This window comes from Nocardia terpenica, assembly GCF_013186535.1.
GTDB lineage: Bacteria > Actinomycetota > Actinomycetes > Mycobacteriales > Mycobacteriaceae > Nocardia > Nocardia terpenica.
Genome location: NZ_JABMCZ010000005.1, coordinates 784,015 through 805,929 on the forward strand (window position 1 = coordinate 784,015; position 21,915 = coordinate 805,929).

Annotated in this window: 23 protein-coding genes and 2 pseudogenes; 10 read left to right on the forward strand and 15 right to left on the reverse strand. The window is 66.2% G+C overall.

The window, feature by feature from the left end:
* Positions 1–7 precede the first annotated feature (7 nt).
* The 5 genes from HPY32_RS39485 (at position 8) to HPY32_RS39505 (ending at position 5,863) form a co-directional block, all read left to right on the forward strand.
* Positions 8–1,507: a type IV secretory system conjugative DNA transfer family protein gene (locus HPY32_RS39485; RefSeq protein ID WP_067587752.1), complete on the forward strand. Its 1,500-nt coding sequence runs from the start codon at positions 8–10 to the stop codon at positions 1,505–1,507.
* Between the two features lie 148 nt (positions 1,508–1,655).
* Complete coding sequence (locus tag HPY32_RS39490) at positions 1,656–3,071, forward strand: ABC transporter substrate-binding protein (RefSeq protein WP_171983273.1); 1,416 nt, start codon at positions 1,656–1,658, stop codon at positions 3,069–3,071.
* Positions 3,058–3,972, forward strand: coding sequence for a carbohydrate ABC transporter permease (locus HPY32_RS39495; RefSeq protein WP_216676719.1), 915 nt, complete (start codon positions 3,058–3,060; stop codon positions 3,970–3,972). The genes HPY32_RS39490 and HPY32_RS39495 overlap by 14 nt, the downstream gene beginning before the upstream one ends.
* Positions 3,969–4,790: a carbohydrate ABC transporter permease gene (locus tag HPY32_RS39500; RefSeq protein ID WP_067587748.1), complete on the forward strand. Its 822-nt coding sequence runs from the start codon at positions 3,969–3,971 to the stop codon at positions 4,788–4,790. The genes HPY32_RS39495 and HPY32_RS39500 overlap by 4 nt, the downstream gene beginning before the upstream one ends.
* Complete coding sequence (locus tag HPY32_RS39505; RefSeq protein WP_067587745.1) at positions 4,790–5,863, forward strand: ABC transporter ATP-binding protein; 1,074 nt, start codon at positions 4,790–4,792, stop codon at positions 5,861–5,863. The genes HPY32_RS39500 and HPY32_RS39505 overlap by 1 nt, the downstream gene beginning before the upstream one ends.
* Here the strand turns inward: HPY32_RS39505 and HPY32_RS45945 are convergent, their stop codons facing one another.
* From HPY32_RS45945 to HPY32_RS39530, 6 genes and pseudogenes are all read right to left on the reverse strand, one after another.
* Positions 5,864–6,286 (reverse strand): NAD-binding protein, encoded by a 423-nt coding sequence (locus HPY32_RS45945; protein WP_309247585.1) that lies wholly within the window; start codon positions 6,284–6,286, stop codon positions 5,864–5,866.
* Positions 6,287–6,307: 21 nt separating this feature from the next.
* Positions 6,308–6,838 (reverse strand): annotated as a pseudogene (locus HPY32_RS45950) (NAD(P)-dependent oxidoreductase); the annotation flags it as partial.
* 30 nt (positions 6,839–6,868) lie between these two features.
* Positions 6,869–7,807: an ABC transporter permease gene (locus tag HPY32_RS39515; protein WP_067587739.1), complete on the reverse strand. Its 939-nt coding sequence runs from the start codon at positions 7,805–7,807 to the stop codon at positions 6,869–6,871.
* A complete protein-coding gene (locus HPY32_RS39520; protein ID WP_067587736.1) occupies positions 7,804–8,760 on the reverse strand; it encodes an ABC transporter permease in 957 nt (318 codons plus the stop codon). Before HPY32_RS39520 ends, HPY32_RS39515 begins: the two co-directional genes overlap by 4 nt.
* Entirely contained in the window at positions 8,753–10,273 is a 1,521-nt protein-coding gene (locus HPY32_RS39525; protein WP_067587733.1) for a sugar ABC transporter ATP-binding protein, read from the reverse strand. Before HPY32_RS39525 ends, HPY32_RS39520 begins: the two co-directional genes overlap by 8 nt.
* A 14-nt stretch (positions 10,274–10,287) precedes the next feature.
* Positions 10,288–11,361, reverse strand: coding sequence for an ABC transporter substrate-binding protein (locus HPY32_RS39530; RefSeq protein WP_067587730.1), 1,074 nt, complete (start codon positions 11,359–11,361; stop codon positions 10,288–10,290).
* Positions 11,362–11,541: 180 nt separating this feature from the next.
* On the opposite strand from HPY32_RS39530, the gene HPY32_RS39535 reads away from it, so the two are divergent.
* The 4 genes and pseudogenes from HPY32_RS39535 (at position 11,542) to HPY32_RS39545 (ending at position 15,788) form a co-directional block, all read left to right on the forward strand.
* Positions 11,542–12,294: a copper homeostasis protein CutC gene (locus HPY32_RS39535; protein WP_067587727.1), complete on the forward strand. Its 753-nt coding sequence runs from the start codon at positions 11,542–11,544 to the stop codon at positions 12,292–12,294.
* A 143-nt stretch (positions 12,295–12,437) separates the two neighbouring features.
* Positions 12,438–12,668 (forward strand): annotated as a pseudogene (locus tag HPY32_RS46685) (TIR domain-containing protein); the annotation flags it as partial.
* A 51-nt stretch (positions 12,669–12,719) separates the two neighbouring features.
* Complete coding sequence (locus tag HPY32_RS39540; RefSeq protein WP_231951627.1) at positions 12,720–15,167, forward strand: WD40 repeat domain-containing protein; 2,448 nt, start codon at positions 12,720–12,722, stop codon at positions 15,165–15,167.
* Positions 15,168–15,176: 9 nt separating this feature from the next.
* The gene (locus tag HPY32_RS39545) at positions 15,177–15,788 is read left to right on the forward strand and encodes a GNAT family N-acetyltransferase (protein ID WP_067587721.1); all 612 of its coding nucleotides are present in this window, start codon (positions 15,177–15,179) and stop codon (positions 15,786–15,788) included.
* Positions 15,789–15,854: 66 nt separating this feature from the next.
* Here the strand turns inward: HPY32_RS39545 and HPY32_RS39550 are convergent, their stop codons facing one another.
* Genes HPY32_RS39550 through HPY32_RS39565 form a run of 4 tightly spaced genes read right to left on the reverse strand, consistent with a single transcriptional unit; the run spans position 15,855 to position 18,217 of the window.
* Positions 15,855–16,385 carry a DUF6879 family protein gene (locus tag HPY32_RS39550; protein ID WP_197696488.1) on the reverse strand — a complete coding sequence of 177 codons (531 nt, stop codon included), beginning with the start codon at positions 16,383–16,385 and terminating at the stop codon, positions 15,855–15,857.
* A gap of 47 nt (positions 16,386–16,432) precedes the next feature.
* Positions 16,433–17,269, reverse strand: coding sequence for a helix-turn-helix domain-containing protein (locus tag HPY32_RS39555; RefSeq protein WP_082871341.1), 837 nt, complete (start codon positions 17,267–17,269; stop codon positions 16,433–16,435).
* Positions 17,269–17,787, reverse strand: coding sequence for a DUF6879 family protein (locus tag HPY32_RS39560; RefSeq protein ID WP_231951626.1), 519 nt, complete (start codon positions 17,785–17,787; stop codon positions 17,269–17,271). The genes HPY32_RS39555 and HPY32_RS39560 overlap by 1 nt, the downstream gene beginning before the upstream one ends.
* The gene (locus HPY32_RS39565) at positions 17,765–18,217 is read right to left on the reverse strand and encodes a hypothetical protein (RefSeq protein WP_228785807.1); all 453 of its coding nucleotides are present in this window, start codon (positions 18,215–18,217) and stop codon (positions 17,765–17,767) included. The genes HPY32_RS39560 and HPY32_RS39565 overlap by 23 nt, the downstream gene beginning before the upstream one ends.
* A 145-nt stretch (positions 18,218–18,362) precedes the next feature.
* Here HPY32_RS39565 and HPY32_RS39570 point away from each other — a divergent pair, with 145 nt between their 5' ends.
* A complete protein-coding gene (locus HPY32_RS39570; RefSeq protein WP_156674432.1) occupies positions 18,363–18,533 on the forward strand; it encodes a hypothetical protein in 171 nt (56 codons plus the stop codon).
* A 15-nt stretch (positions 18,534–18,548) separates the two neighbouring features.
* On the opposite strand, the gene HPY32_RS39575 is transcribed toward HPY32_RS39570, so the two are convergent.
* From HPY32_RS39575 to HPY32_RS39595, 5 genes are all read right to left on the reverse strand, one after another.
* The gene (locus tag HPY32_RS39575; protein WP_067587711.1) at positions 18,549–18,887 is read right to left on the reverse strand and encodes a DUF1801 domain-containing protein; all 339 of its coding nucleotides are present in this window, start codon (positions 18,885–18,887) and stop codon (positions 18,549–18,551) included.
* A 67-nt stretch (positions 18,888–18,954) separates the two neighbouring features.
* Positions 18,955–19,890 carry an alpha/beta fold hydrolase gene (locus HPY32_RS39580; RefSeq protein WP_171983274.1) on the reverse strand — a complete coding sequence of 312 codons (936 nt, stop codon included), beginning with the start codon at positions 19,888–19,890 and terminating at the stop codon, positions 18,955–18,957.
* 59 nt (positions 19,891–19,949) lie between these two features.
* Positions 19,950–20,267 (reverse strand): transcriptional regulator, encoded by a 318-nt coding sequence (locus HPY32_RS39585; protein WP_067587708.1) that lies wholly within the window; start codon positions 20,265–20,267, stop codon positions 19,950–19,952.
* Entirely contained in the window at positions 20,255–20,704 is a 450-nt protein-coding gene (locus tag HPY32_RS39590; RefSeq protein WP_067587705.1) for a hypothetical protein, read from the reverse strand. The genes HPY32_RS39585 and HPY32_RS39590 overlap by 13 nt, the downstream gene beginning before the upstream one ends.
* Before the next feature lie 68 nt (positions 20,705–20,772).
* Positions 20,773–21,705 (reverse strand): chitinase, encoded by a 933-nt coding sequence (locus HPY32_RS39595; protein ID WP_231951625.1) that lies wholly within the window; start codon positions 21,703–21,705, stop codon positions 20,773–20,775.
* Positions 21,706–21,915: the final 210 nt, after the last annotated feature.

The following is a 21,915-nucleotide window of genomic DNA, read 5'->3' on the forward strand; positions in this document are numbered from 1 at the left end:
GGGGGCAATGGCGGTTGTGGTGGTCGTCGGCATCGTGGTCGTGCTGGGTCTGATCGCGGTGGTGGCGATGAGGATCCGCACCCGCGGGCGGGTGCCGGTCGACCGCAAGGCCCGGCTGCTGGGGACCGGTAAGGCTCTCGAACCATTGACGGAATCCGGTGCGCGACAGAAGGCGGAGGACTGCGGTAGGCGGCTCGGGATGGACGAGCCGCCCGGTGTCGTCGTCGGCACGGCCGTCGCGGGCAGGCGGCGGCTGTACGGCTCGTACGAGGACCTGCACGTGGACATCTGGGGCACGCGGCAGGGAAAGACAACCTGCCGGACGATACCGGCGATCCTTGCCGCTAACGGTCCGGTGATCGCCACGTCGGCCAAGCGGGACGTCGTCGACGCGACGCGGGATGTGCGGGCGGAGAACCGCCGCCGGATTTGGGTGTTCGACCCGGAGGCGATCGCAGGCGAGGCGCCGACCTGGTTCTGGGATCCGCTCGCCTGGGTCGGCGGCGACGAGCACCGAGCCGCGCTGCTGGCGGGGCACTTCGCCGAGGCGTACCCGTGCGCCGATACCGAAGACCACTTCGAGATCGGGGCCGAGGAATTGCTGGCGCTGCTGTTCCTGGCCGCGTCGGTGGGTGAGCGCCGGATCGCCGAGGTCTGGGGTTGGGTAACGTATTCGCAGGATACCGAGCCGATCGAAATCCTGCGGGCGGCACATCATTCCAGCGCCGGGTCGGGCCTCGCCGCAATCTACAACAGCTCCGTGTACGAGCAGACCCGCGTCTTCAACACGGCCAAGCAGATGGTCCAGTGCCTGCGCCTTCCCAACGTGCTCGACTGGATCACTCCATCGGCCGAGCGGACGCGATTCGACGAACACGAGTTCGTTGAACGGAACGACACGCTGTATGCGCTCTCGGTCGGGGGCCCGAGTTCGGTCGCACCCCTGGTGGGCGCGCTCCTCGAAGCGGTGCTGACCGTCGCGGCAGCTCAGGATCAGCCGACGGCGTCACCCCTGCTGATGGTTGTCGATGATGCCGCGAATCTCGCTCGGTGGCGCGACTTTCCACAGCGATACGGCTATTACGGCTCCCGCGGCATCGTCATGATGACCATGCTGCAGTCCTGGTCGCAGGGCGTTCGCTGCTGGGGCGCGGACGGCATGAGCGAGCTGTGGTCGGCCGCGACCGTCCGGGTGCTCGGCAGTGGCGTCGACGATATGCCCTTCCTCCGGGATCGGGCGGAGGTCCTCGGTCCCGGCACTCTCACCGCCGCAGATCTCCGCTCCCTCCCTCGCGGCCGTGCCATCGTCTTCCCCTCGGGCGCTCCGCCCGTCCTGATCGAAACCCAGCCCTGGTGGAACGGTCCCTACGCCGCCGAGGTGGAACGATCGCTGAACCGCCACGATCCTCGTAGAAGGCCCCTCTTCGACGCGCTCATCTTTTCCCGTTCCGAGTCGTCCGGTACGGTCACAAAAATTCCCGCCGAGGAGACCCACCCGTCCGCCTGAAATCGGCGGCTCCGCAACAGCGCACCCGTTTCCCTTCGAACCCGGACAACCTGTGGTTCCATAGTTTGGCGGAGTGTCAGCCGGTCGACGCCGCGTCGGTTCGGCGGTGGGCCGCTGAGCTTCGGAGTCGTGGATGGATGATCGGGCGGTGCGGAGGTCGACCGCGCTGGTGGCCGTCGCGGTGGCGGTGTGTCTGCTGCTGACCGGGTGTCTGGGGCGTCCGGCGCGGGTCAGCGATCCGCGGCTCAATGCCGATGCCAGGACCGTGAACCTGACCATCGCGTCCAATGCGATTGTGGGCGGTAAGAATGCCTCGATCGCGGCGTGGATCACCGAGTATGTGATTCCTCGGTTCACCGAGAGGGAGAAGGCCGAGGGGGTCACCGTCCATCTTCGTTTTCTCGGGGACGGGTCCGATGACGGGTCGTATTTGCAGAAGCAGATTTTGCAGTTGCGGACCGGTGGTGGCGGTGACATTTTCGACATCGACGGCACCGATGTCGGTAATTTCGCGGAGAGCTGGCTGATCCGGCCGCTCGACGAGGTGGTCGGCGCGAGCACGGTCGCCGCGTGGGACGGCTGGTCACAGATCTATCCGACCGTGCGCCAGCTCGACCGATTCCGCGGGCAGGACTACGGCATCCCGGTCGGCACCGACGGCCGGGTGCTGTTCTACAACAAGACATTGTTCGCCCGGGCCGGGCTGCCCACCGACTGGCAGCCGCACAGCTGGGCCGACATTCTCGACGCGGCAACCCGACTCGCGACGCTGCCGGGTGTCACGCCGCTGCAGATCGCGGGCGGCACCGCCATGGCCGAGACCACCACCATCAACGGCTTCCTGCCACTGCTGGCGGGCGCGGGCACGTCGATCTACGCCGACGGCAAGTGGCAGGGAAATACGGCCGCCGTGCGTGCCGCGCTCGGTTTCTATCAGCAGATCTTCGCCCGGCGCCTGGCCGATCCGGTCCTGGACGAGGAGACGCAGGGCCGGGACCAGTCCTTCGCCGAGTTCGCCGCCGGTCGGATCGGCATCTACCTGGAAAGCGACTACATGTGGCGGGGCATCCTGTCCCCTACCGTCGGCAATGATCCGATGCCCGACCGCAATTCGACCGTCGGCTACGCGCAGATCCCCGCGATGAATCCCGGCTCGGGGGTGAACGGCCAGGACTACGTCAGCTACTCCGGCGGGGCCGTCCGGCTGATCAACCCGAACACCGCCTACCCGCAGCAGGCATGGGAGCTGCTCACCTTCATGAATTCCGCTGCGGCACAGGAAGCTTACGAGCAGAAGTATCTCGGCTCCGCCACTCAGATCATGCCGCGCACAGACGTCAACAATGCCTTGCTCAGGGGTGAGCCGCTGATGAACTACATCGCCACGAACGTGTTGCCGCACACCCTGTTCCGGCCTTCCGAGGGCGCGTACACCCGGGTATCGGCGCTGATCCGGCAGGCGACCTCGGATGTGATCGCCGGGCGATCCCCCGACGCCGCGGCCGCGGCCTACACCCGCAAACTGGCCGACATCGTAGGCAGGAACAACGTTGTCGACAATTGAGGCCCACCCGCCGGATCCCGCGCCGCGCCGCCGGATCGATGTCGCCGGGCTGGGCGTAACCCGGGCGCTGGCCCTGCTCGTACCCGCCATCGTCGTCATCGGCCTGTTCCTCGTCTTCCCGGCGCTGTGGACGCTGTACATCGGCACGACGAATTACGAACTGGCCGGGCCGAATTCGGTCAGCCCGCAGAACGTCGGCCTCGGGAATGTTCGCAATGCGTTACACGACAGCGATTTCCGCAACGCCCTGTTGCTGACGGTCCTCTACGTTGCCGGATCCGCTGTCATCGGGCAGAACCTGCTCGGCTTCCTGCTGGCCTGGGCGTTGCCGCGCGCATCGAAGGTGATCCGCGGCGGCGCACAGGGTCTCGTGCTGCTGGCCTGGATTCTGCCCAGCACCGTGGTGGCGTTCCTCTGGTTCGCCCTGCTCGATCAGAACTCCGGCACGCTGAATGCCTTGCTGGGCAACCACTCCACCGCCTGGCTCATCCGCTACCCCATGATCGCGCTGATCGTGTTCAATGTCTGGCGGGGCAGCGCCTTCTCGATGATGCTCTACAGTTCCGCGCTCACCACGGTCCCGCCCGCGCAGCTGGAGATGGCGCGCCTGTGCGGGTCCCGCGGCCTGCGGCTGCTGAAAGACGTTGTGTTCCCGCATATCCGGGGCCATGTGCTCACCAATACGCTGCTGATCACGCTGTGGACCGCGAACGATTTCACCCCGTATCTGCTCACCGGCGGCGGTCCCGACCACGCGTCGGAGGTGCTGCCGGTCTTCATCTACGACCAGGCCCTGGTCGGCGATCAGCTCGGTTACGCCGCCGCCATCTCGGTGCTGCTGCTGGTGGTCAATCTGGCGATCGCGGTGCTGTATCTGCGACTGCTCAGGAGGCGCGCATGACACCCCGCTGGGTGCTGGGCCGGATCGGCTTCTACACGCTGATCGCGGTGCTCATGGTGTTCTTCGCGCTGCCGATGCTGTGGCTGGCCTCCGAGCCGTTCGACCGGAACCCCGGACTGTCGGCGCACTGGCCGCGCTGGACCACCGCCAATCTTCGGTCCGCCTTCCACAATCCGAATGTGGCTCCGTCGCTGATCAATTCGCTGATCCTGTGCGGGGTCGCCACCGCGATCACGGTGGCGCTGGCGGTCGCGGCCGCGTATGTGCTGTCCCGCGTGCGGATTCCGGGACGCGGCGCGCTGCTCTATGTGCTGCTGTTGCTGTCCAGCGTGGTCACCGGGACGGCGGCGATGGTGCCGATCTTCCTCATGATGTACGAACTGGGACTGATCAATTCGCGGCTCAGCACCGCGGTCGTGCTGTCGGGCGGACTGCTGCCCGCGGCCATCTTCATGTTGAAGGACTTCATCGACGCGGTGCCGCCCTCCTACGAGGAGTCCGCCCGGGTCTTCGGCGCGTCGTCGCGGCAGGTGCTCACCCAGGTGGTGCTGCCGATCACCCGGCCGGGCATCGCCACCATTGTGGTCTGGTCGTTCGTCAACGCGTGGGGCAACTTCCTGCTGCCGTTCCTGCTGTTGCAGGACACCGACAAGCAGCCCGCGGCGGTCATCATCCACACCCTGCAGAACGAGGGCGGCAGCACCGATCTGCGTGCGCTGCCGGTGTTCTCGCTGCTGTATTCGATTCCCGTCGTGGTGCTCTATCTATTCGTCAACCGCCGCTACGGATTCCGCTTCCACGGAGGGATCAAGGGCTGATGGCAGGCATCGATATCCGGGCGCTGTCGGTGGTGTACCCGAATGGGGTGCGCGCGGTGGACGAGCTGGCGCTGACCATCGCCGACGGCGAATTCTTCGCCCTGCTGGGCCCTTCCGGCTGCGGCAAGACGACGCTGCTGCGCACCCTCGCCGGGCTGGAGCAGGCCACCGGCGGCAGCATCACGCTCGGCGACCGGGACGTGACGGCGGTCGAACCCGGCCGCCGCAATGTGGCCATGGTGTTCCAGGACTACGCGCTGTTCCCGCACATGACGGTCGCGGAGAACATCGCCTACCCCCTGCGCGTGCGCCGCGCTCCCCGCGCCCGCCGCCGCACGGTGGCCGAGGACACCGGGGCCGAACTCGGCCTGTCCGATCTGCTGGACCGCCGCCCCGGCCAGCTGTCGGGCGGCCAGCAGCAGCGGGTGGCCCTGGCGCGCGCGATCGCCATGGGCGCCGACGTCCTGCTCCTCGACGAGCCCCTGTCCAACCTCGATGCCCGCCTCCGCCTCGACGCCCGCACCTTCCTCAAACGCCTCCAACGCGAACTCGCGGTAACCACGGTCTTCGTCACCCACGACCAGGCCGAGGCCCTGGCCGTCGCCGACCGCATCGCCGTCCTGGAGTCCGGCCGCCTCCGCCAGGTAGGCACCCCCCGCGAGGTATTCCAGTGCCCCGCAGACACATTCGTCGCCAACTTCATCGGCTCGACCCCGATGAACCAACTCCCCGGCCGCATCACCGATTCCGGCATCGAGGTAGCGGGCACCACCCTCCCCCTACCCTTCACCCGCCCCGACAACAGCGCCATCACGGTAGGCATCCGCCCCGAATACCTCACCCTCCACCCCGACCGAGGCCCCCAACCCGGCGCCTTCCGCGGCCACGTCTCCGTAATCGAAAACCTGGGCGTCACAACCCTTGTCGTCCTGGACTGCCCCGGCAACGCCCTCCTCGGCGCCACCGTCGCCGAATCCGACGAACCCTCCCTCGGCGACACCCTGACCGCCATCCCCCAACCGGGCCGCACCCTGCTCTTCGACCCGGACTCGGGCCTGCTACTGGGAAGGTGACTACTCCAGCCCGTCGTCTACCGGCGTATGTTCCGGCTTCAGTTCCACCCCCGAGGCTCGGGCCTGGAGGTCCAGGAGGATGGCGAAATCCTCGTCTACTCGGCCGGTTCCGATTGTCGACTGGATCAGGGTGGCGGTGAGGGCGGCCAGGGGCATGGGGACGTCGTGGTCGCGGGCCGCGGCGAGGCCCAGGTCGAAGTCCTTGCGGAGGAGGAGGGGGGTGAAGGTGGGGGTGTAGTCGAGGTGGACGAAGGCGGGGGTCTTGTAGCGGGTGAAGGTCGAGCCGAGGACGCTGTTGTTGAGGAAGTCGAGGAAGGCGGCGCGGGGGACGCCGCCTTTTTCGGCGAGGACGGTGATTTCGGCGAGGGATTGGGTCACCACGCCCAGGAACAGGTTGTGGCAGATCTTCACCAGGCGGGCCACGTCGTCGTCGCCGACGTAGGCGACCGAGCCGCCGATGTGGCGCAGCAGGGGGACGACCCGCTCGTAGGTCTCGCGGGGGCCGGAGACGGCGAACGAGAGTCCGCCCGCGCGAACCACTTTCGCGTTGCCGCTGACGGGGGCCGCGAGGAAGCCGACGCCGCGGCCCGCGCAGATCTCGCGGATCTTCGCCGACGTCGCCGTGGACACCGTCGAGCAGTCGACCACGATGGCGGGAGCGGTGGCGGGGTCGGCCAGCAGGCCGCCCCCGCCGAACAGGACCTGACGCAGGTCCTCGTCGGTGGACACCATCGTGAACACCACGTCGCGGGCGCGCAGCTGCGCGATCTGATCGGCGACCGTGCAGCCGCGCTCGACCAGCGCCTCCGCCTTGGCGCGGGTGCGGTTCCACACCATGGGGGCGACACCCGCGGCGGCGAGGCGGGTCACCATCGCCGCGCCCATGCGCCCCGCGCCGATCCAGCCCACGGCGAGCTTGTCGTTCGAGCTCATGACCATCCTCCTTCTGCGAACGTTTGCATTCAACGTACGACCCTCGTCGTCCGCGGCTCGACCGCGGCGGTGTCACCGGCGGGTGCGCGTGAGCAGGCGCTGTAACACCACCACCGCCAGCAGGAACGCACCGCCGACCACGGACTGGTAATTGCTGTCCAGGCCGCCGATCTGGTTGATGATGTTCTGAATCACGCTGCGCAGCAACACCCCGAAGACGGTGCCGAGCACCGTGCCCACGCCGCCGGTGAGCAGCGTGCCCCCGATGACCACCGCGGCGATGGCGTCGAGTTCGGTGCCGACCCCGATGACGGTCACACCGGATTCCAGGTAGGCCGCGGTCATCGCGCCGGAGAATCCGGCGAGCAGTCCGCTCAGGGCGTAGACGATGATCTTGGTGCGGGCGACGGGCAGGCCCATGAGGATCGCGGAGCTCTCGCGGCCGCCGGTGGCGAACAGGGTGAGGCCGAAGGCGGTGCGCCGCAACAGCACTCCCCCGGCCGCGAACAGCACGAGCGTGAGGTAGACCGGGTAGCCGATGCCCAGCAGCGTGCCGCGCCCGATCTCCAGGAACGGCTGCCCGCTCGCGATGCGGTAGGTGGTCGCGCCCTCGTCGGTGAGGGCCAGCAGCAGCCCGCGCGCGAACAGCAGGCTCGCCAGGGTGACGATGAACGGCGCCATTCCGGTGCGGGCCACCAGGATTCCGTTGATCAGCCCGAGCAGCCCGCACACCGCCAGCGGCAGCAGCAGCGCCGCCGCGAACCCCCATCGCGATCCGTAGGCCGCCAGCACGCCGCCCAGCGCGTACACCGAGCCGACCGACAGATCTATTCCGCCCGAGATGATCACGAAGGTCATACCGAGCGCGATCACGGCGAGAAACGAGCTCTGCAACGCCAGGTTGCGCATATTGTCGGCGGTCCCGAAGTTCGGCAGCGTGAGCCAGGAGACGACCATGACGGCGAGGAAAACCGGTGCGGCAGGCTGCTTCCGGAGCACATCGGCACTCATCGACCGCCCCGCTCCCGCGCGACGTACACGGCCACGACGATGACCGCCGCCTGCACCATCTGCGCGGTCGAGGACGGCAGATCGTGGGTGATCAGGGTGGACACGATCAGCTGCATGAGCAGCGCACCGGCCACGGTTCCGGCGACCCGCACCCGGCCGCCGGTCAGCGGTGTCCCGCCGACCACGACCGCGGTGATGGCCGAAAGCTCCATCAGCAGACCGACATCCGCGGGGTCGCTGGCCCGCAGCCGGGCGGTGGCCAGCACCCCGGCCAGCGCGGCGAAGATCCCGCAGACGACGTAGACGGTGACGAGCACGCGGCGCACCGGCAGCCCCGACAGCGCACTCGCCGAACGGTTTCCGCCGATCGCCACCAGCTGCCGCCCGAATGTGGTTGCGTGAATCAGCAATCCGGTCCCGATCGCCAGCACCGCGGCGACCAGCACACTGATCGGAATGCCCAGCGGCGCAGCGGATCCGAGCGAGAGCACGGCCGGATTGCGGATGTCGACCAGGCGGCCGTGCGCGATGACGAGGGCGAGGCCGCGCCCGCCCACCAGCAGCGCCAGCGTCGCCACGATCGGCGCTATCCCCAGGCGCGCAACGAGTATGCCATTGAGCGTCCCGGCCGCCAGCCCCACGACCAGCGCCACCCCGACCGCCACCACCGGCCCGTAGCCGAGGTAGAGCGGCAGCACCGCGGCGGCCAGCGCCATCACCGCGCCGACGGACAGGTCGATGCCCTCGGTCCCGATGACCAGCGCCATCCCCAGCGCCACAATGACAACGGGCGACGCCTGCAGCAGCTGGGTGCGAAGGTTGGTGAGCGACAGGAAGTTCGGGGTGGCGATCAGATTGAACAGCAGCAGCGCGCCGATCGCGACATAGACGCCGTACTCCGACAGCCATCCCGCCGCCGCGGGCAATCGCCGGGTGACTAGCCGATCAGCCATCGGGACCCCCTTCGGCCAAGGCGCTCAGCACATTCCGCTCGGTGACCTGATTGCCGACCAGTTCGCCGACGATCGCGCCGTCGCGCAGCAGCAGCAGGCGGTCGGCGCCGTCGAGCAGTTCCTCCAGTTCGGCACTGATCAGCACCACGGCCAGCCCCTCGGCGGCGAGTTCGTCGATGAGCGCCTGCACCTCGGCCTTGGCGCCGACATCGATGCCGCGGGTCGGCTCGTCCAGCAGCAGCACCCGGGGTTGCAGGCACAGCCAGCGGGCCAGCAGCACCTTCTGCTGGTTGCCGCCGGACAGCTCGGACACCGGCTGCTCCGGGCCGGAAATCTTGATGCGCAGGCGGGTGACGAAGGTGTCGACGATCCGGTCCTGCCGGGCGCGGCTCACCACGCCGAACCGGGACAGGCGCGGCAGCGCGGCCAGGACGATGTTCTCCCGCACCGACAGCGCGGGGATGATGCCGTCCGCGCGGCGGTCCTCGGCCAGCATGGCAATGCCCGCCGCGATCGCCGCGGGCGTGCTGCCGGACCGGACGCGGCGTCCCGCGATCGCGACCGTGCCGCGGTCCAGGGGCAGCGCGCCGAAGATCGCGCGCACGGTCTCGCTGCGTCCCGAGCCCAAAAGCCCTGCCAGGCCGACGATCTCGCCCGCGCGGGCGGTGACCGAGACCCCCGCCAGCCGGGGGCGGCTGACCAGATCCTCGGCGCGCAGCACCTGCTCGGCCGCGGCGTGGTGGTCCTCGCCGAAGCTGGTGGCGCCGTGCGCCCGCACCTCCCCGATATCGCGGCCGAGCATCAGGGCGATGAGCGCGAGCCGGTCGATATCGGCGAGCGGGCCGGTGTGCACGACGCGGCCGTCGCGCAGCACGGTGACGCGGTCGCAGATCCGGTACAGCTCGTCGAGCCTGTGGCTGACGTAGACGACCGCGATGTCCTGCCGGTGCAGCCGCTCGATCACCGCGAACAGCCGCTCCACCTCGCGTGGCTCCAGCGACGAGGTCGGCTCGTCCATGACGACCACACGCGCGTCCACCGACACGGCGCGGGCCAGCGCGACCATCTGCTGCGCGCCGACGCCGAGGCTGTCCAGCGGGCGGCGCGCGTCGGCGGCGATGCCGTAGTCGGCGAGGAGTTCGGCGGCTTGCGCGATCATGCGGCGTTGGTCGATGAGGCCCAACCGATTGCGCGGCTCGCGGCCCAGGAAGACGTTGTGCGCGATGCTCATCCGCGGGACGAGGTCGAGCTCCTGGTAGATGGTGGAGATCCCGGCCCGCTGCGCCTGCGCCGGGGTGGCGAACGCGGCCGGTTCGCCGCGGTAGCGCAGGTGGCCGCCGTCGAGCCGGTGAACGCCGGTGAGCACCTTGACCAGCGTGGACTTTCCCGCGCCGTTCTCGCCGACCAGGGCGTGAATCTCCCCGGGGCGCACCGCGAACGACACGTCGTCGAGGGCGCGGATGCCGCCGAATTCCTTGTGCGCCGCCACGACCTCGAGGATCGGCTCGGTCATCTCCCGGTCCCCGGTCAGTACGCGTCGCCGATCTTCGCCGCGGCAGTGGTCTCGTCGTATTCGTTGTCGGAGATGATCACGGTGGCCGGGACCGGGCGGCCGTCCTCGAACTGCTGCAGGGTCTGGAAGGCCAGCGGGCCGAAGCGCGGATTCGATTCGATATCGGCGTTGTAGTCGCCGGAGACGATCAGCTGCACCGCATTACGGGTGCCGTCGACCGAGACGATCTTGATATCTTTGCCCGGCTGCTTGCCCGCGCCCCTGATCGCATTGACCGCCCCGATGCCCATTTCGTCGTTCTCGGCGTAGACGGCCGTAATGTCGGGATGGCTCTGTAGCAGTTGTTCCATCACCGACTGTCCCTTGGAGCGGTCGAAGTCGCCGGTCTGCTCGGCGACGACGGCGAGTCCGGGGGTGGCGGTGAGCTTGTCTTTGAAGCCCTTGGTGCGGTCGGTGGTCACATTGTTTCCGGAGGAGCCGAGCAGGATCGCGATCTTGCCTCGCCCGCCGGTCACCCGGACCATCTGGTCGGCCGCCCGCTCGCCCTGGTGGACGAAGTCGGAGCCGATGAAGGTCACGTAGTCCGTGCAGGGCCGGGAGGTGACCTGGCGGTCGATGGTAATGACCGGGACCTTCTTCGCCCGGGCGGCGTCGAGGGCCGGTTGCAGCCCATCGGAATTCAACGGCGCGACGATCAGCGCCTGCACGCCCTGATCGAGCATGGACTTGATATCGCCGACCTGTTTGTCGAGATCGCTCTGGGCATTGGTGATCAAGAGATTGCCCGCCGGAATGCCGAGCTTGGCGGCCTGGTCGCGGATCGAGTCGGTCTCGGTGATCCGGAACGGGTTGGCCTCTTTCTCCGATTGGGAGAAGCCGATTTTCGCCGTCTTCGGATCGATCCTCGGGTATCCGGTCTGCTCGATCGTGCAGGTCTGCTGGCCGCCCGGCTGCACCGCGGCCGCCGACGCGGCGGGGCCGGTCCCACTGGCCGCGGTCGACCCGGACTCCGACTTCGAACACCCGGATACCGCGGCGGCGAGGGCCGCGGCCATCGCGACACCGGCCGCGGTCTTGTGCACCGACATGGGACAGCTCCTTCAGCAGGTCGCCCGCAGGGCGTTAGTCGAGTTTGACAATGGAGCGCGAGCGTTGTCCGCGATTTGGGCACTTCACCACCGTCAATGGGCCATGACGCGGCCGGATGCGTCGGCCCGACTTCGATTGGATACCTTGGCCTCTCGCCCGGTGATCGGAAAGGTGACGGCATGCGCGTGGAGATCAGCGTCGAGACGATCCACGGTGTTGATATCGCGGCGCGCTGCGGCGCGGACCGGGTGGAATTGTGCGGCGCTCTGGCGGACGGCGGCCTGACTCCGAGTCAGGGATTGCTGGAACTTGCCGTGGCGCACTCGAAGACCACCGAGGTGCATGCCCTGATCCGCCCCCGCCCGGGCGACTTCCGTTACACGCGAAGCGAACTCGCGGTCATGGTGCGCGATATTCGCGCGGCCGATCGTGCCGGAGCACACGGATTCGTCGTCGGCGCACTGACTCACGACGGCCTACTCGACACCGAAGCCTGCGCCGCCCTCCTCGACGCCGCCGAACACAAACCGGTCACCCTCCACCGCGCCATTGACGCCAGCTCCTCGCCCGCTCGAATCCTCGACCAGGCAATGGAATTGGGCTTCGCCCGAGTCCTGACCTCCGGCGGCCACCGCCGCGCCCTGGACGGCGCACCCACGATCGCCGCGCTGGTGGCACAGGCATCCGACCGGATCACCATCATGGCCTGCGGCGGCATTCGCGCCTCGAATGCCATGCAGATAATCACCGCAACCGGAGTCCGCGACATTCACGCGGCGGTGCGCTCCCCGGTCTGCGGTGCCGAGGCGGGCGCGGTGTCGTTCACGGGCGTCGGTGTGCCCGATGGTTTCGACCACTTCGACACGGACGAGGCCGAAGTGTCCGCCCTGTGCTCCATCGCGGACAGGACACGCCGGGGTCGGCGCGAGTGACGCCGAGACAAGCCCCCTACCAGGTTCTTCGAGCGCTACAATCCCCCGCATCCGACCCGCAGGGGGAGCGCATGTCGACCGACGAGCTCGCACACAGCGCCACGGGACCATTGTCCACGGATGACCGCAGCATCGATATCTTCATGTCCTACAGCCATCGCCGGGACAGCCGGTTCGCGCCCGCGCTACAGCGTGGACTGGCACGGCTGGCCAAACCCTGGAATCGGCCCCGCAGCCTTACCGTCTTCCGCGACACCACGGACCTGTCCGCGGCCGCCGACCTGGGCGGCGCCATCCAGGACGCGCTCACCAGATCGCGGTACTTCCTGCTCCTGGCGTCTCCGGATGCCGCCGTATCGAAATGGGTCGGCAAGGAGATCGACTTCTGGAAGTCCCAGCGGACCGCCGATTCCTTCCTCATCGCGGTGACCGACGGCACGGTCCAATGGGACGAGCAGGCGGTCGATTTCGATTGGACGGTCACCGACGCGGTCCCGCGCAGTCTGTCCGGATACTTCACCGCCGAACCGATCTGGGTGGATCTGAGCTGGGCCCGCAACAGCACTCAGCTGTCGCTGCGAAACAGCGAATTCCGCTCGTGCACGGCCTCACTCGCCGCGCCGGTGCACGGGCGGTCCAAGCGAGATATCGATAGCGAAGACGTTCGCCAGCAACGGATTCTGGCGCGCCTGCGCAATGGTGCGTTCGCCGTGATCCTGACCCTCGCCCTCGTCGCCGCGGTCGGGCTGTGGCAGGCCGTGCAGGCGCGGAACCTGGCCGACGCCCGGACACGGGAGGCCGTGGCTCAGCGTCTGCTCGCCGAGAGTCAGGCGATGATTGGGAGTGCGCGGCCGGGGGGTGATGTTCGGGCGTTCAAGGAATTGCTCATGTCGCGGTCGATGAGCGGGGGTAGTACGGACTATGCGCTGATCGATGCGCTGTATAAGAGATCGGCACTCGAATCCGTCGTGGAGACGCCCACCACGATCCTTCAGGTGGTGTATCGGCCCGATGGGAAGATGGTGGTGACCAGCGGGGCCGATGACAACAGCGTCAGGATGTGGGATGTCGGCACGGGGCGGCAGGTCGGAGAACTGAAGGGGCACACCGATACCGTGGGCGCGTTGGCAATCACGGGCGACGGCAGGCGACTCGTGTCGGGTAGCGGCGATGGGACCATTCGGATCTGGGATCTCGATACGAGACTGCAAGTGGGAGCCGCGATTCAAGCGGGCGGGCCTGTGGCCGCACTGGCGCTGAGTCCCGACGGCAAGCTGATCATGGCGAGCGAATTCGACAAAGCGGAAAACAGTGGCGTGGTGAAGTTCTGGGACATCGACTCAGGAAAGCCGACCGCCGAACTGGTCGATACGAGCGGTACCGGAACAGGATCCGTCGCGTACAGCCCGGATGGGAGGACCATCGCATTCGCCAGCTCCGACAGCTTTGTTCATGTGTTCGACGCGACTACGCTCACGCAGACCATCCAGCCGCTACAGGTGGACAGACCGGCCGAGAGTGTCACGTTCAGTCCGGACGGAACCCATATCGCCGCGGGCGACGAGGCTCATCAGGTTCGTGTGTGGGAAGTTTCCAGCGGGCGTGAGACGGCGTCGTTCGCCGTGGCCCAGAACTCGGTGCGGGCGGTCCGTTTCACTCCGGACGGACGCCGCATCATCACCGCCGCGGCCGATGACGCCGTCGTCGTGTGGGACGCATCGACCGGGCAGCCGATCGGCCTGCCCTTCACCGGGCACAACAAACCCGTGAACAGCATCGCCCTCAGCCCGGACGGGCAAAACCTCGCATCCGGCGGCGACGACAAGACATTGCGCTTCTGGACCATGTCGAGGCTTCCGCTACTCGGGCACCAGGGTGAGACTATCGCAGTGGCATTCAGTCCGGACGGAAAGCGAATCGCATCGGTTGGCCCCGATGGAATTCGCCTGTGGGACACGGGTACTCGCACTCGGATCAGCGCGCCCTTCACCGGACATTCGGGAGTTGTCACGAGTGTCGCTTTCAGCCCGGACGGCCGCTATCTCGCGACCGGCGGCGTCGATCAGACCGTTCGACTATGGGATGCCGGATCGGGAGTCGAAGTGGGCGAACCGATCCCGTGCCAGAGCGCGATCTTTGCCGTTGCGTTCAGCCGTGACGGACGTCGTATCGCCACGGGCGGCGTGGATGCGACGGTCCGACTGTGGGATGTCGCTTCCCACACCGAAATTGGTGCCCCGATGGCCGGGCACACCGGGTCGGTGTGGTCCGTCGCCTTCAGCCCGGACGGAAGACTGCTGGCCTCGGGTGGCGGCGGTGGAATACGCATGTGGGACGCCATGACTGGACAGCAAAGAGGTCCGGCTCTCACCGATACACACTACGCACTCACCAGCGGCGATGTCCTGAGCGTCGCGTTCAGTCCCGACAGCAGACACATCGTGTCCGGCGACTCCGGTTCCAGGATCCATCAGTGGGATGTCACGATAGGAGCATTGATTCAGCCGGTCATAACCGGGCATGTGGCACCGGTAACCAGCGTCACCTACACGCCGAACGGACGGTACATCATTTCCGGAGGCAAGGAGGGAACGATTCGACTCTGGGACGCGGCAACCGGTCAGGAGATCGCCTCGCCACTGGTCGGACACGATCTGGGTGTGCGCAGCGTGGCCGTCGACACCGCCGGAACACGCATCGTATCGGGCGGCGACGACCACGCGATCTTCCTATGGCCCATCTACTTTCCGCCCCAACCCGAACTCCTGTGCCGAAAACTGACCTCCCCCATCAGCCGCCAGGAATGGAATTCCTGGACCGCCCCGGCAACCATTCCGTACACCGACCCCTGTGCCAGCAGCGCAGCGGCGTAGCGTCACAGCGTGCAAACAACCGTGCGCGCGGCCGAGGCATGCGAGACGGGAAAGCTCGGCCAGGTCCTGGGCCGCGCCTTCGCCGACGACCCGATCATCGGGTGGCTCATACCTTCCGAGACCAACCGAGCCCGGCGCGCAGCAATCATGTTCACAACAATGGCCCGACACCACTACCTCCGACACGGCGGCGCAGATGTGGCATGCGACGAAACAGGCGAAATCGTCGGCGCCGCCCTATGGTCTCCCCCCGGCCACTGGGACATTCCCCTCTCCGAATTGGGCCGCATGCTGCCCGGCCTAACCCTGTCCCTCCGCTCCCGGCTGCTCGCGAGCGCCCGCATGTCGGAGCGTATGGCACAAGCACATCCGACAGAACCACACTGGTACCTGGGATTCATCGGCACCCTGCCCAAGGTGCGTGGCCAGGGAGTCGGACATGCCTTGCTCGCAGCACGACTCACCCGCTGCGACGAACTCGGCGCACCCACCTACCTGGAATCGAGCAAACCCTCGAACGTTCCGTACTACGCCCGCTACGGCTTCGAACTCACCCGCGAGGTCGATGTCACAGGGGGCGGACCGCCCATGTGGCCGATGTGGCGGCCGCCCCAGGACTGAGCGTCAGCGGCCGGGGAAACCGAGTGGCAGCGGTGTGAAGTCTGGTCCGGCGGCTACTGGTAACGGTCACGGAGCGCCATCGGTCCGATGGTAGTCGGAATACGGAACCGCCTTCCGCCACACCATGTCTCGGGTCGCTGCGCAATGCTCCACCTGCGTCGGGTCGGCTGTCACGGCCGCACCCGAGGCTGTTCCGTCCGGACGGAACAGGGTGTAGGCGACCACGTTGCCATCGAACAACCAGTAGTCGTCCGCCGGAAGCTCATCCAGGTCCACCAGACGCCGCGGCAGGTACCGAATGTCCTCTCCTGCTCGAATATTCAGCGGCGACACGGCCAGACTCCAGCGGACGTAGTCGACATGCGGCTCGGTGACGACTCTGACGCGAGTGAACAGCACGCCTCGATCAGTCGCCTCACGCACCAGATCCAACCAGGATTGCAGCCAGGCGAAGTCGTCCGGTTCGCCGACCAAGAATCTACGGAACGGTTCGGATTCCTCCGGGGTTTCGTAGATGTCCTGCACCTCGAGGTGAAATGCCGACCGCTGGCACGAGCGGAACATATCCCTGAACTCATCACCGATCACATGAAGCACTGCGGCGAGTCTCCTTCCATGGGCACACTGGAAATCTCGGGTGATCGCTACCCAGCCCTTGCATCGATGGCCTTCCGGATCAGACCTCGGGCGGCCTCGCCGGTGACGGACTGACGTGCCAACGTATCGAATGCTCGGCCGTAGAGGGCTATCTCTCGCGGCTGAGTAATAGTGATTCCCGCAGTATGACCTTCAACTTTAACCATACGGTTGTCGAACATAAAGAAGTTCTCGACCACAACCAAGCCTTCGGCGGTACGCGGCACAATGCCCAACATTACACTGGCCATTCCAATAACCGAATACAATCTGTCCAGCTGGCCCAGCATAATCTGATCGTCACCCAAGGTCGTGTACAGCGATTGCTCGCCCAGCAGAATATGAAATCGCTTTCCGCGCTTATAAAGAATGCGCTGCCGCTCCATGCGCTTCGCAACCGCATCGTCCAAGTCGTCGGGAATCCCATAGAAGGAGATCACGTTCTTCATAATGGCAGTGGCATAATCGGCCGTTTGAAGTAATCCGGATACTATCGATGGCTCCCAGTTTCGGATAACGCTTGCTCGCGATTCCAGTCGCAGCGTTTGTTGCTGCCGATGTTTCATTCCCGCGCCGAGAGCTTGCCGCCATTCTATATAGGCGGAGTCGATGTTGTGCAGGGTCGCTAGCAGGTCTTCCAGCTGATCATTCGCGCCGGAGTGAAGACAGTAGGCTCGTATATCGGCATCGGACGGTCGGATCACCCCGTATTCGATCTTCGACACCTTTGTTTCATGCCATCCCGCCCGCCGGGCGAGCTCTCGGCCGGTCATTCCGCTACGTCGCCGTATTTCGCGGAGTCGTTTTCCGAGAGCTCCTCTGGCCTCCTGAACCGAGCTGGCCACTATTGTGATGTCACCCGTATATAGTCCGGATACGGCGTTGCCAGCACCCAGAGGCGATCTCTGACGCTCTGGCAGTACGACACGATCTCATGATCTGTCGTTACTGCCGAACCGCCAACCGAGCGACCATCCTTATCCGCCAGGTTGAAGACAACCGTCTTATTGTCGATCAGCCACCAATCATCCGGTGGCGTATCTCCGGCGAGATGCCGAGGCAGGTATCGGATATCCTCTCCAGCCTCCACATTGAACGCTGCCATAACGAGAGACCAGCGCTGATAGTCGCTGTGCGGAACAGTTATCACCCGAACCCGCTTGAAAGACACGCCACGAGCCGTCAACTCCTGCACGAACCCGGACCAGCCTCGGAACCATTCCCGGTAGTCGAACGGTTCGTTGTTCAGAAACCGCTGGAACGGCTCGTCCTCGGATGGCACTCCGTACGAGTCTCGAACCTCCAGATGAAATGCCTCGTGCTGCGACTCTGCCAGAATTTCAAGATTCGGTCGAAATTGCACCGAAATAGGTCCTTTCTGCCTTCGGTACCTCGATGGCGGTTTCGTATGCCTCCATAGTCATCTGGCCCAGTACCTCGGGCGAGGCGACCGGACAGCCTGTAAGTAGAAACGTACCTCTTCCGCTGTCCCGGAGCATGGTTCCAATGTACGTCCCAGGTTCGGCGAATCCCGTTAGTAGGTGGGGTACCTCTACCGTATCCGGGCGGTCGGTCTTCCACCCGAGGACTACATAGCTGCCTTGATCATTGGCGAAAAGCGTCGGACAGCCATCGTGGTTCGATCCACCACTCCCGAGGAACCGCAAGCGCATGACGCCTTTTCCTGGCATGACGTCCTCTCCTGTCTCTCCTATGCAGAATCTTGCAGTGTTGCAGTCATATGGTCCCGCTCCAACGGCCATTGTGATAGCTGAATCCGGTGTCTTCTGCATACTTTTGCATACTCATGGACTGACCCCGATGGTCCTTCCTAGCGTCAGCCATGGCGCTCGGCGCCGGTAGAGCGCGGTCCGGGCGACGGCACCGATCTCCCGGCCCCGAGCTGCCCGCCAACCAGCCACTACGCAAAGGATCGTCATGACCGCACGTTCGAGGACGTTCATCTTCCCCGGAGGGATGCTGCAAGTCGCCGCGTACGACGATGACAGTGAGGACGATCCAGGGGTCTACCTTCAGCTCTACAACGACGTCGACGCTACGGGCGAAGGCGAAGAAGGCGGTGCCGGTGCCGATTCGGAGGTGGTGTGATGCACGCTGCCCCGCTCAGTTGCCGAGCGCGGCACGGATCAAGTCCTGGAATTCCTTGTCGGAGATGTCAGCCGCAGCTTCGGTCGTCAGCTTGATGGTGCCTTTTCCTGCGGCCAGTTCGGGGTGGCGCGTGGAGAAGCCGCCGTCACGGTGGGGTGAAACATAAAGCGACAGGCCGTGTTTCCATGCGCCGAGATTGAGGCGGCGGGTTCCGACTCGGTAGGTCGGCATGCCGTAGGACAGTGCCACCTCGGCATCGGGGCAGGTGGTGAGGATCAGGCGATGGAGGCGGTCGAACAGTGGTTGGTGGGGACCGGCGATTTCGTCGCGGTAGCGGCGTACGGCTTCGTCCATTGCGCCACTGTTGCCGGTCGATGCCCGTAGTTCAAGCGAAGTCGTGGTCGGCGTGGCGCTCGAGACCTCAGGTGGTGTGTAGGAAGAGTTGGAGGGTGGCGAGTAGTTCGGCGGGCGCATCTTCCGGCGTGAAATGCCCCGCGTCGGGAAGCTCAATAACGGGTGCTTCCGGGTAGATCAGGCGGAAGGCGGGGATTATGTAGCGGGGTAGGAGGGCGGTGTCGTGCATGCCTTCCACCAGGATTGCGGGTTTGGCGCGGAGGGTGGCTATGGCTTCGGGGTCGGGGGGTGGGGGGACGGGGTCGTTGGGGTCGGGGGCTACCAGTTGTTGGGGGAAGCGGATTACGCCTCGGCAGTCGGCTCGGGTGCGGAAATGGTCGGCGTAGGCGTGCATCCAGGTGTGGTTGATGATTTCGGGGTGGGTGATGGTTTGCAGGGCGAGCATGAGGTGGCAGATGCTGGCGCCCGCATTGCCGAGGACCTCCTCCAGGGTGCCGTCGGCCTGCGCGGCGGCGGCCCACCCGAACCAGTAGCTCTCCTTCATATTGGCGAGCATGAGTTCGCCGTATCCGGGAACCGGTAGGGGCACAACGGTGTTGGTGGCGAAGAGGCGAGCCGTGCGGTCGGGGTGGCGCAGCGCGAATCCGGTGCCGATCGGGCCGCCCCAGTCGTGCATGACCAGGGTGATGCCGGTGAGGTCGAGCTCGCCGACCAGCAGGGCCTCGAGATTGTCGACGTGCTCGGCGGCCAGATAGCCGCGGTCGGCGGGCGTCTCGCTCTTGCCGAAGCCCATGTGGTCGGGCACCACCACGCGATGGGTCCGCGACAGCGGCTCGATCAGGTGCCGCCACAGGTATCCCCAGGTCGGTTCGCCGTGCAGCAGCACGATCGGCTCGCCGCCGCGCGGGCCGACATCGATATAGTGCTGCCGGAATCCGGCCGCCTCGGTGTACAAGGCGGGGAAAGGCCAAGTGCCGTCGAAGGTTACGTCCGATGCGATCATGCGTTCCTCCCGTGAGTTGCCCAGAGTGTAGGCCTCCGGGCACGGCGACACGATCGAGTTCAGTCGCGCGGGTGCGATTGCGTCCCGTTCTCCCGCGCCTTCCGCGCCAGAGCGGTGAGCGCGTCCAGGTGTTCGCGGTAGGCCCTTCGGCCGCTGTCGGTCAGTCCGAGCCAGGTTTTCGGCCGACGACCGACGTGCCCCTTGTAGATCGTGATGTATCCGGCCTCCTCGAGCACGGTCATCGCCTTGGACAGGGTGGATTTGTTCAGTTCGCACAGCTCGGTGATGGTCCCGAATTCGGCCTCGAGGCAACCGTCCAGGAACGCAACCAGTTTCAGGCGCGGCAGCGAGGCGAGCAGTTCGCTCAGCGCAGCCATGGCATCCGCCGCCGCGCCAGCTGAAACCACATCCAGCCGCCCACGATCAGGCCGAAGGGAATGACCAGCCATCCCGTCATCAATTGGCCCACGAAACAGATGAAGAACATCGGTAGCCAGTACATGGCCCACTGCTTCCACGGCTGCACGGGTTCCTCGGTCGCCGATCGAGGCATGACACCACCGTTCAGCCATTGCCGGTACAGCAGCCTCGTGATGACGTAAAACCCGACTATCGCAGCGGCTCCGGCAGCCAGGAGATACGGATTACGGTCACCGCCGGAATGCAGCGCCAAGTTGACCATGAAGACTCCGCCACCGGCCAGCAACCCTCCCACGGGCGGAACCCAGCGCGGCATGGCGGGCGCGGTGCGCGCCTGTCTGGTCGCGGCCGAGGCAATATCCAGCGCATCCTGTGGCGTCGGTACATCGTTCACGAGCTCTACCGTACGCCATCTAGTTTCCACTCATCAACCTGTTTCCGATGGCGTCCGCGAGCCGGATGTCAGCGCCCCTGAAGCGATTTCACATTGTCGCCGAAGCTCCAGCCGCGGGAGCCGTCCCAGTTGATGGACCAGGTCATCAGGCCCTTCAGGGAGTTCGCGGAGCCGCTGCCGTAGTTGTTCCACGCCTGCGCGACCAGATCCGGGGACATGTAGCCGCCGCCCGCGCCGGGCTGGGCCGGAAGGCCGGGGACCTGCTTGTCGTAGGGAACGGTGATCGTGGTGCCGCCCACGGTCAAACCCTTTGCCAGGCAATCTGTTTGGACCGTGAACCCCTGAACCGTTCCGGCCTCGTAGGAGTCGCCCGCGCAGCCGTACATGCTGCCGTTGTAGTACTGCATGTTGAGCCACCAGAGCTGCCCGTTGTCCGCGTACTTCTTGATGATCGGCAGATAGGCGCCCCAGATCGACCCGTAGGTGACGCTGCCGCCGGTGACGTACGCGGTCTCCGGCGCCATGGTCAGGCCGAAACCGGCGGGCATCCGCGCGAGAACGCCGTCGATGATCCGCTCGAGATTGGACTGCGAGGCCGACAGCGTATTGATGTCACCGCTGCCGGTGAGCCCGGTCTCCAGATCGATATCGATGCCATCGAAGTTGTACTGCTGCAGGATCGGCACGATGGTCGCCACGAACCGGTCGGCCACCGCGGTGTTGCTGAGATCGATCCCGGCCGCCGCGCCGCCGATGGACAGGAGGATGGTGGCCCCCGCCGCCTTGGCCTGGCACATCTCCGCCGGGGTCGCGACCTTCACGGTCGCGTCCATCCCGTCCTGCCACAGCGCGGTGCCGTCGGACTGGATGACCGGGAACGCCGCATTGATGACGTTGTATCCGTTCGCGGCAATGCGGGCATCGGTGATCGGAATCCACCCCATCCCCGGATGAACGCCATTGACCGCGCCGTCCCAGTTCTCCCAATACCCTTGCAGCACTTGCCCACTCGGCCTGGGTTTGGTCGCACACGTGGTCGTGTCCCCCGGGGCCGCGGCGGCCGGAACCAGTGCCGCACCGCCTAATACCAGCCCCAGCACAATTCCCGCCAGACGCGCTCGTAGACCCCTCATGTCCCGCTCCCGTCGCCGAATCGGACACAGTCATGATGCGTCCGGTCGGTATCGACCGATGCCCGAACCCGCACGACG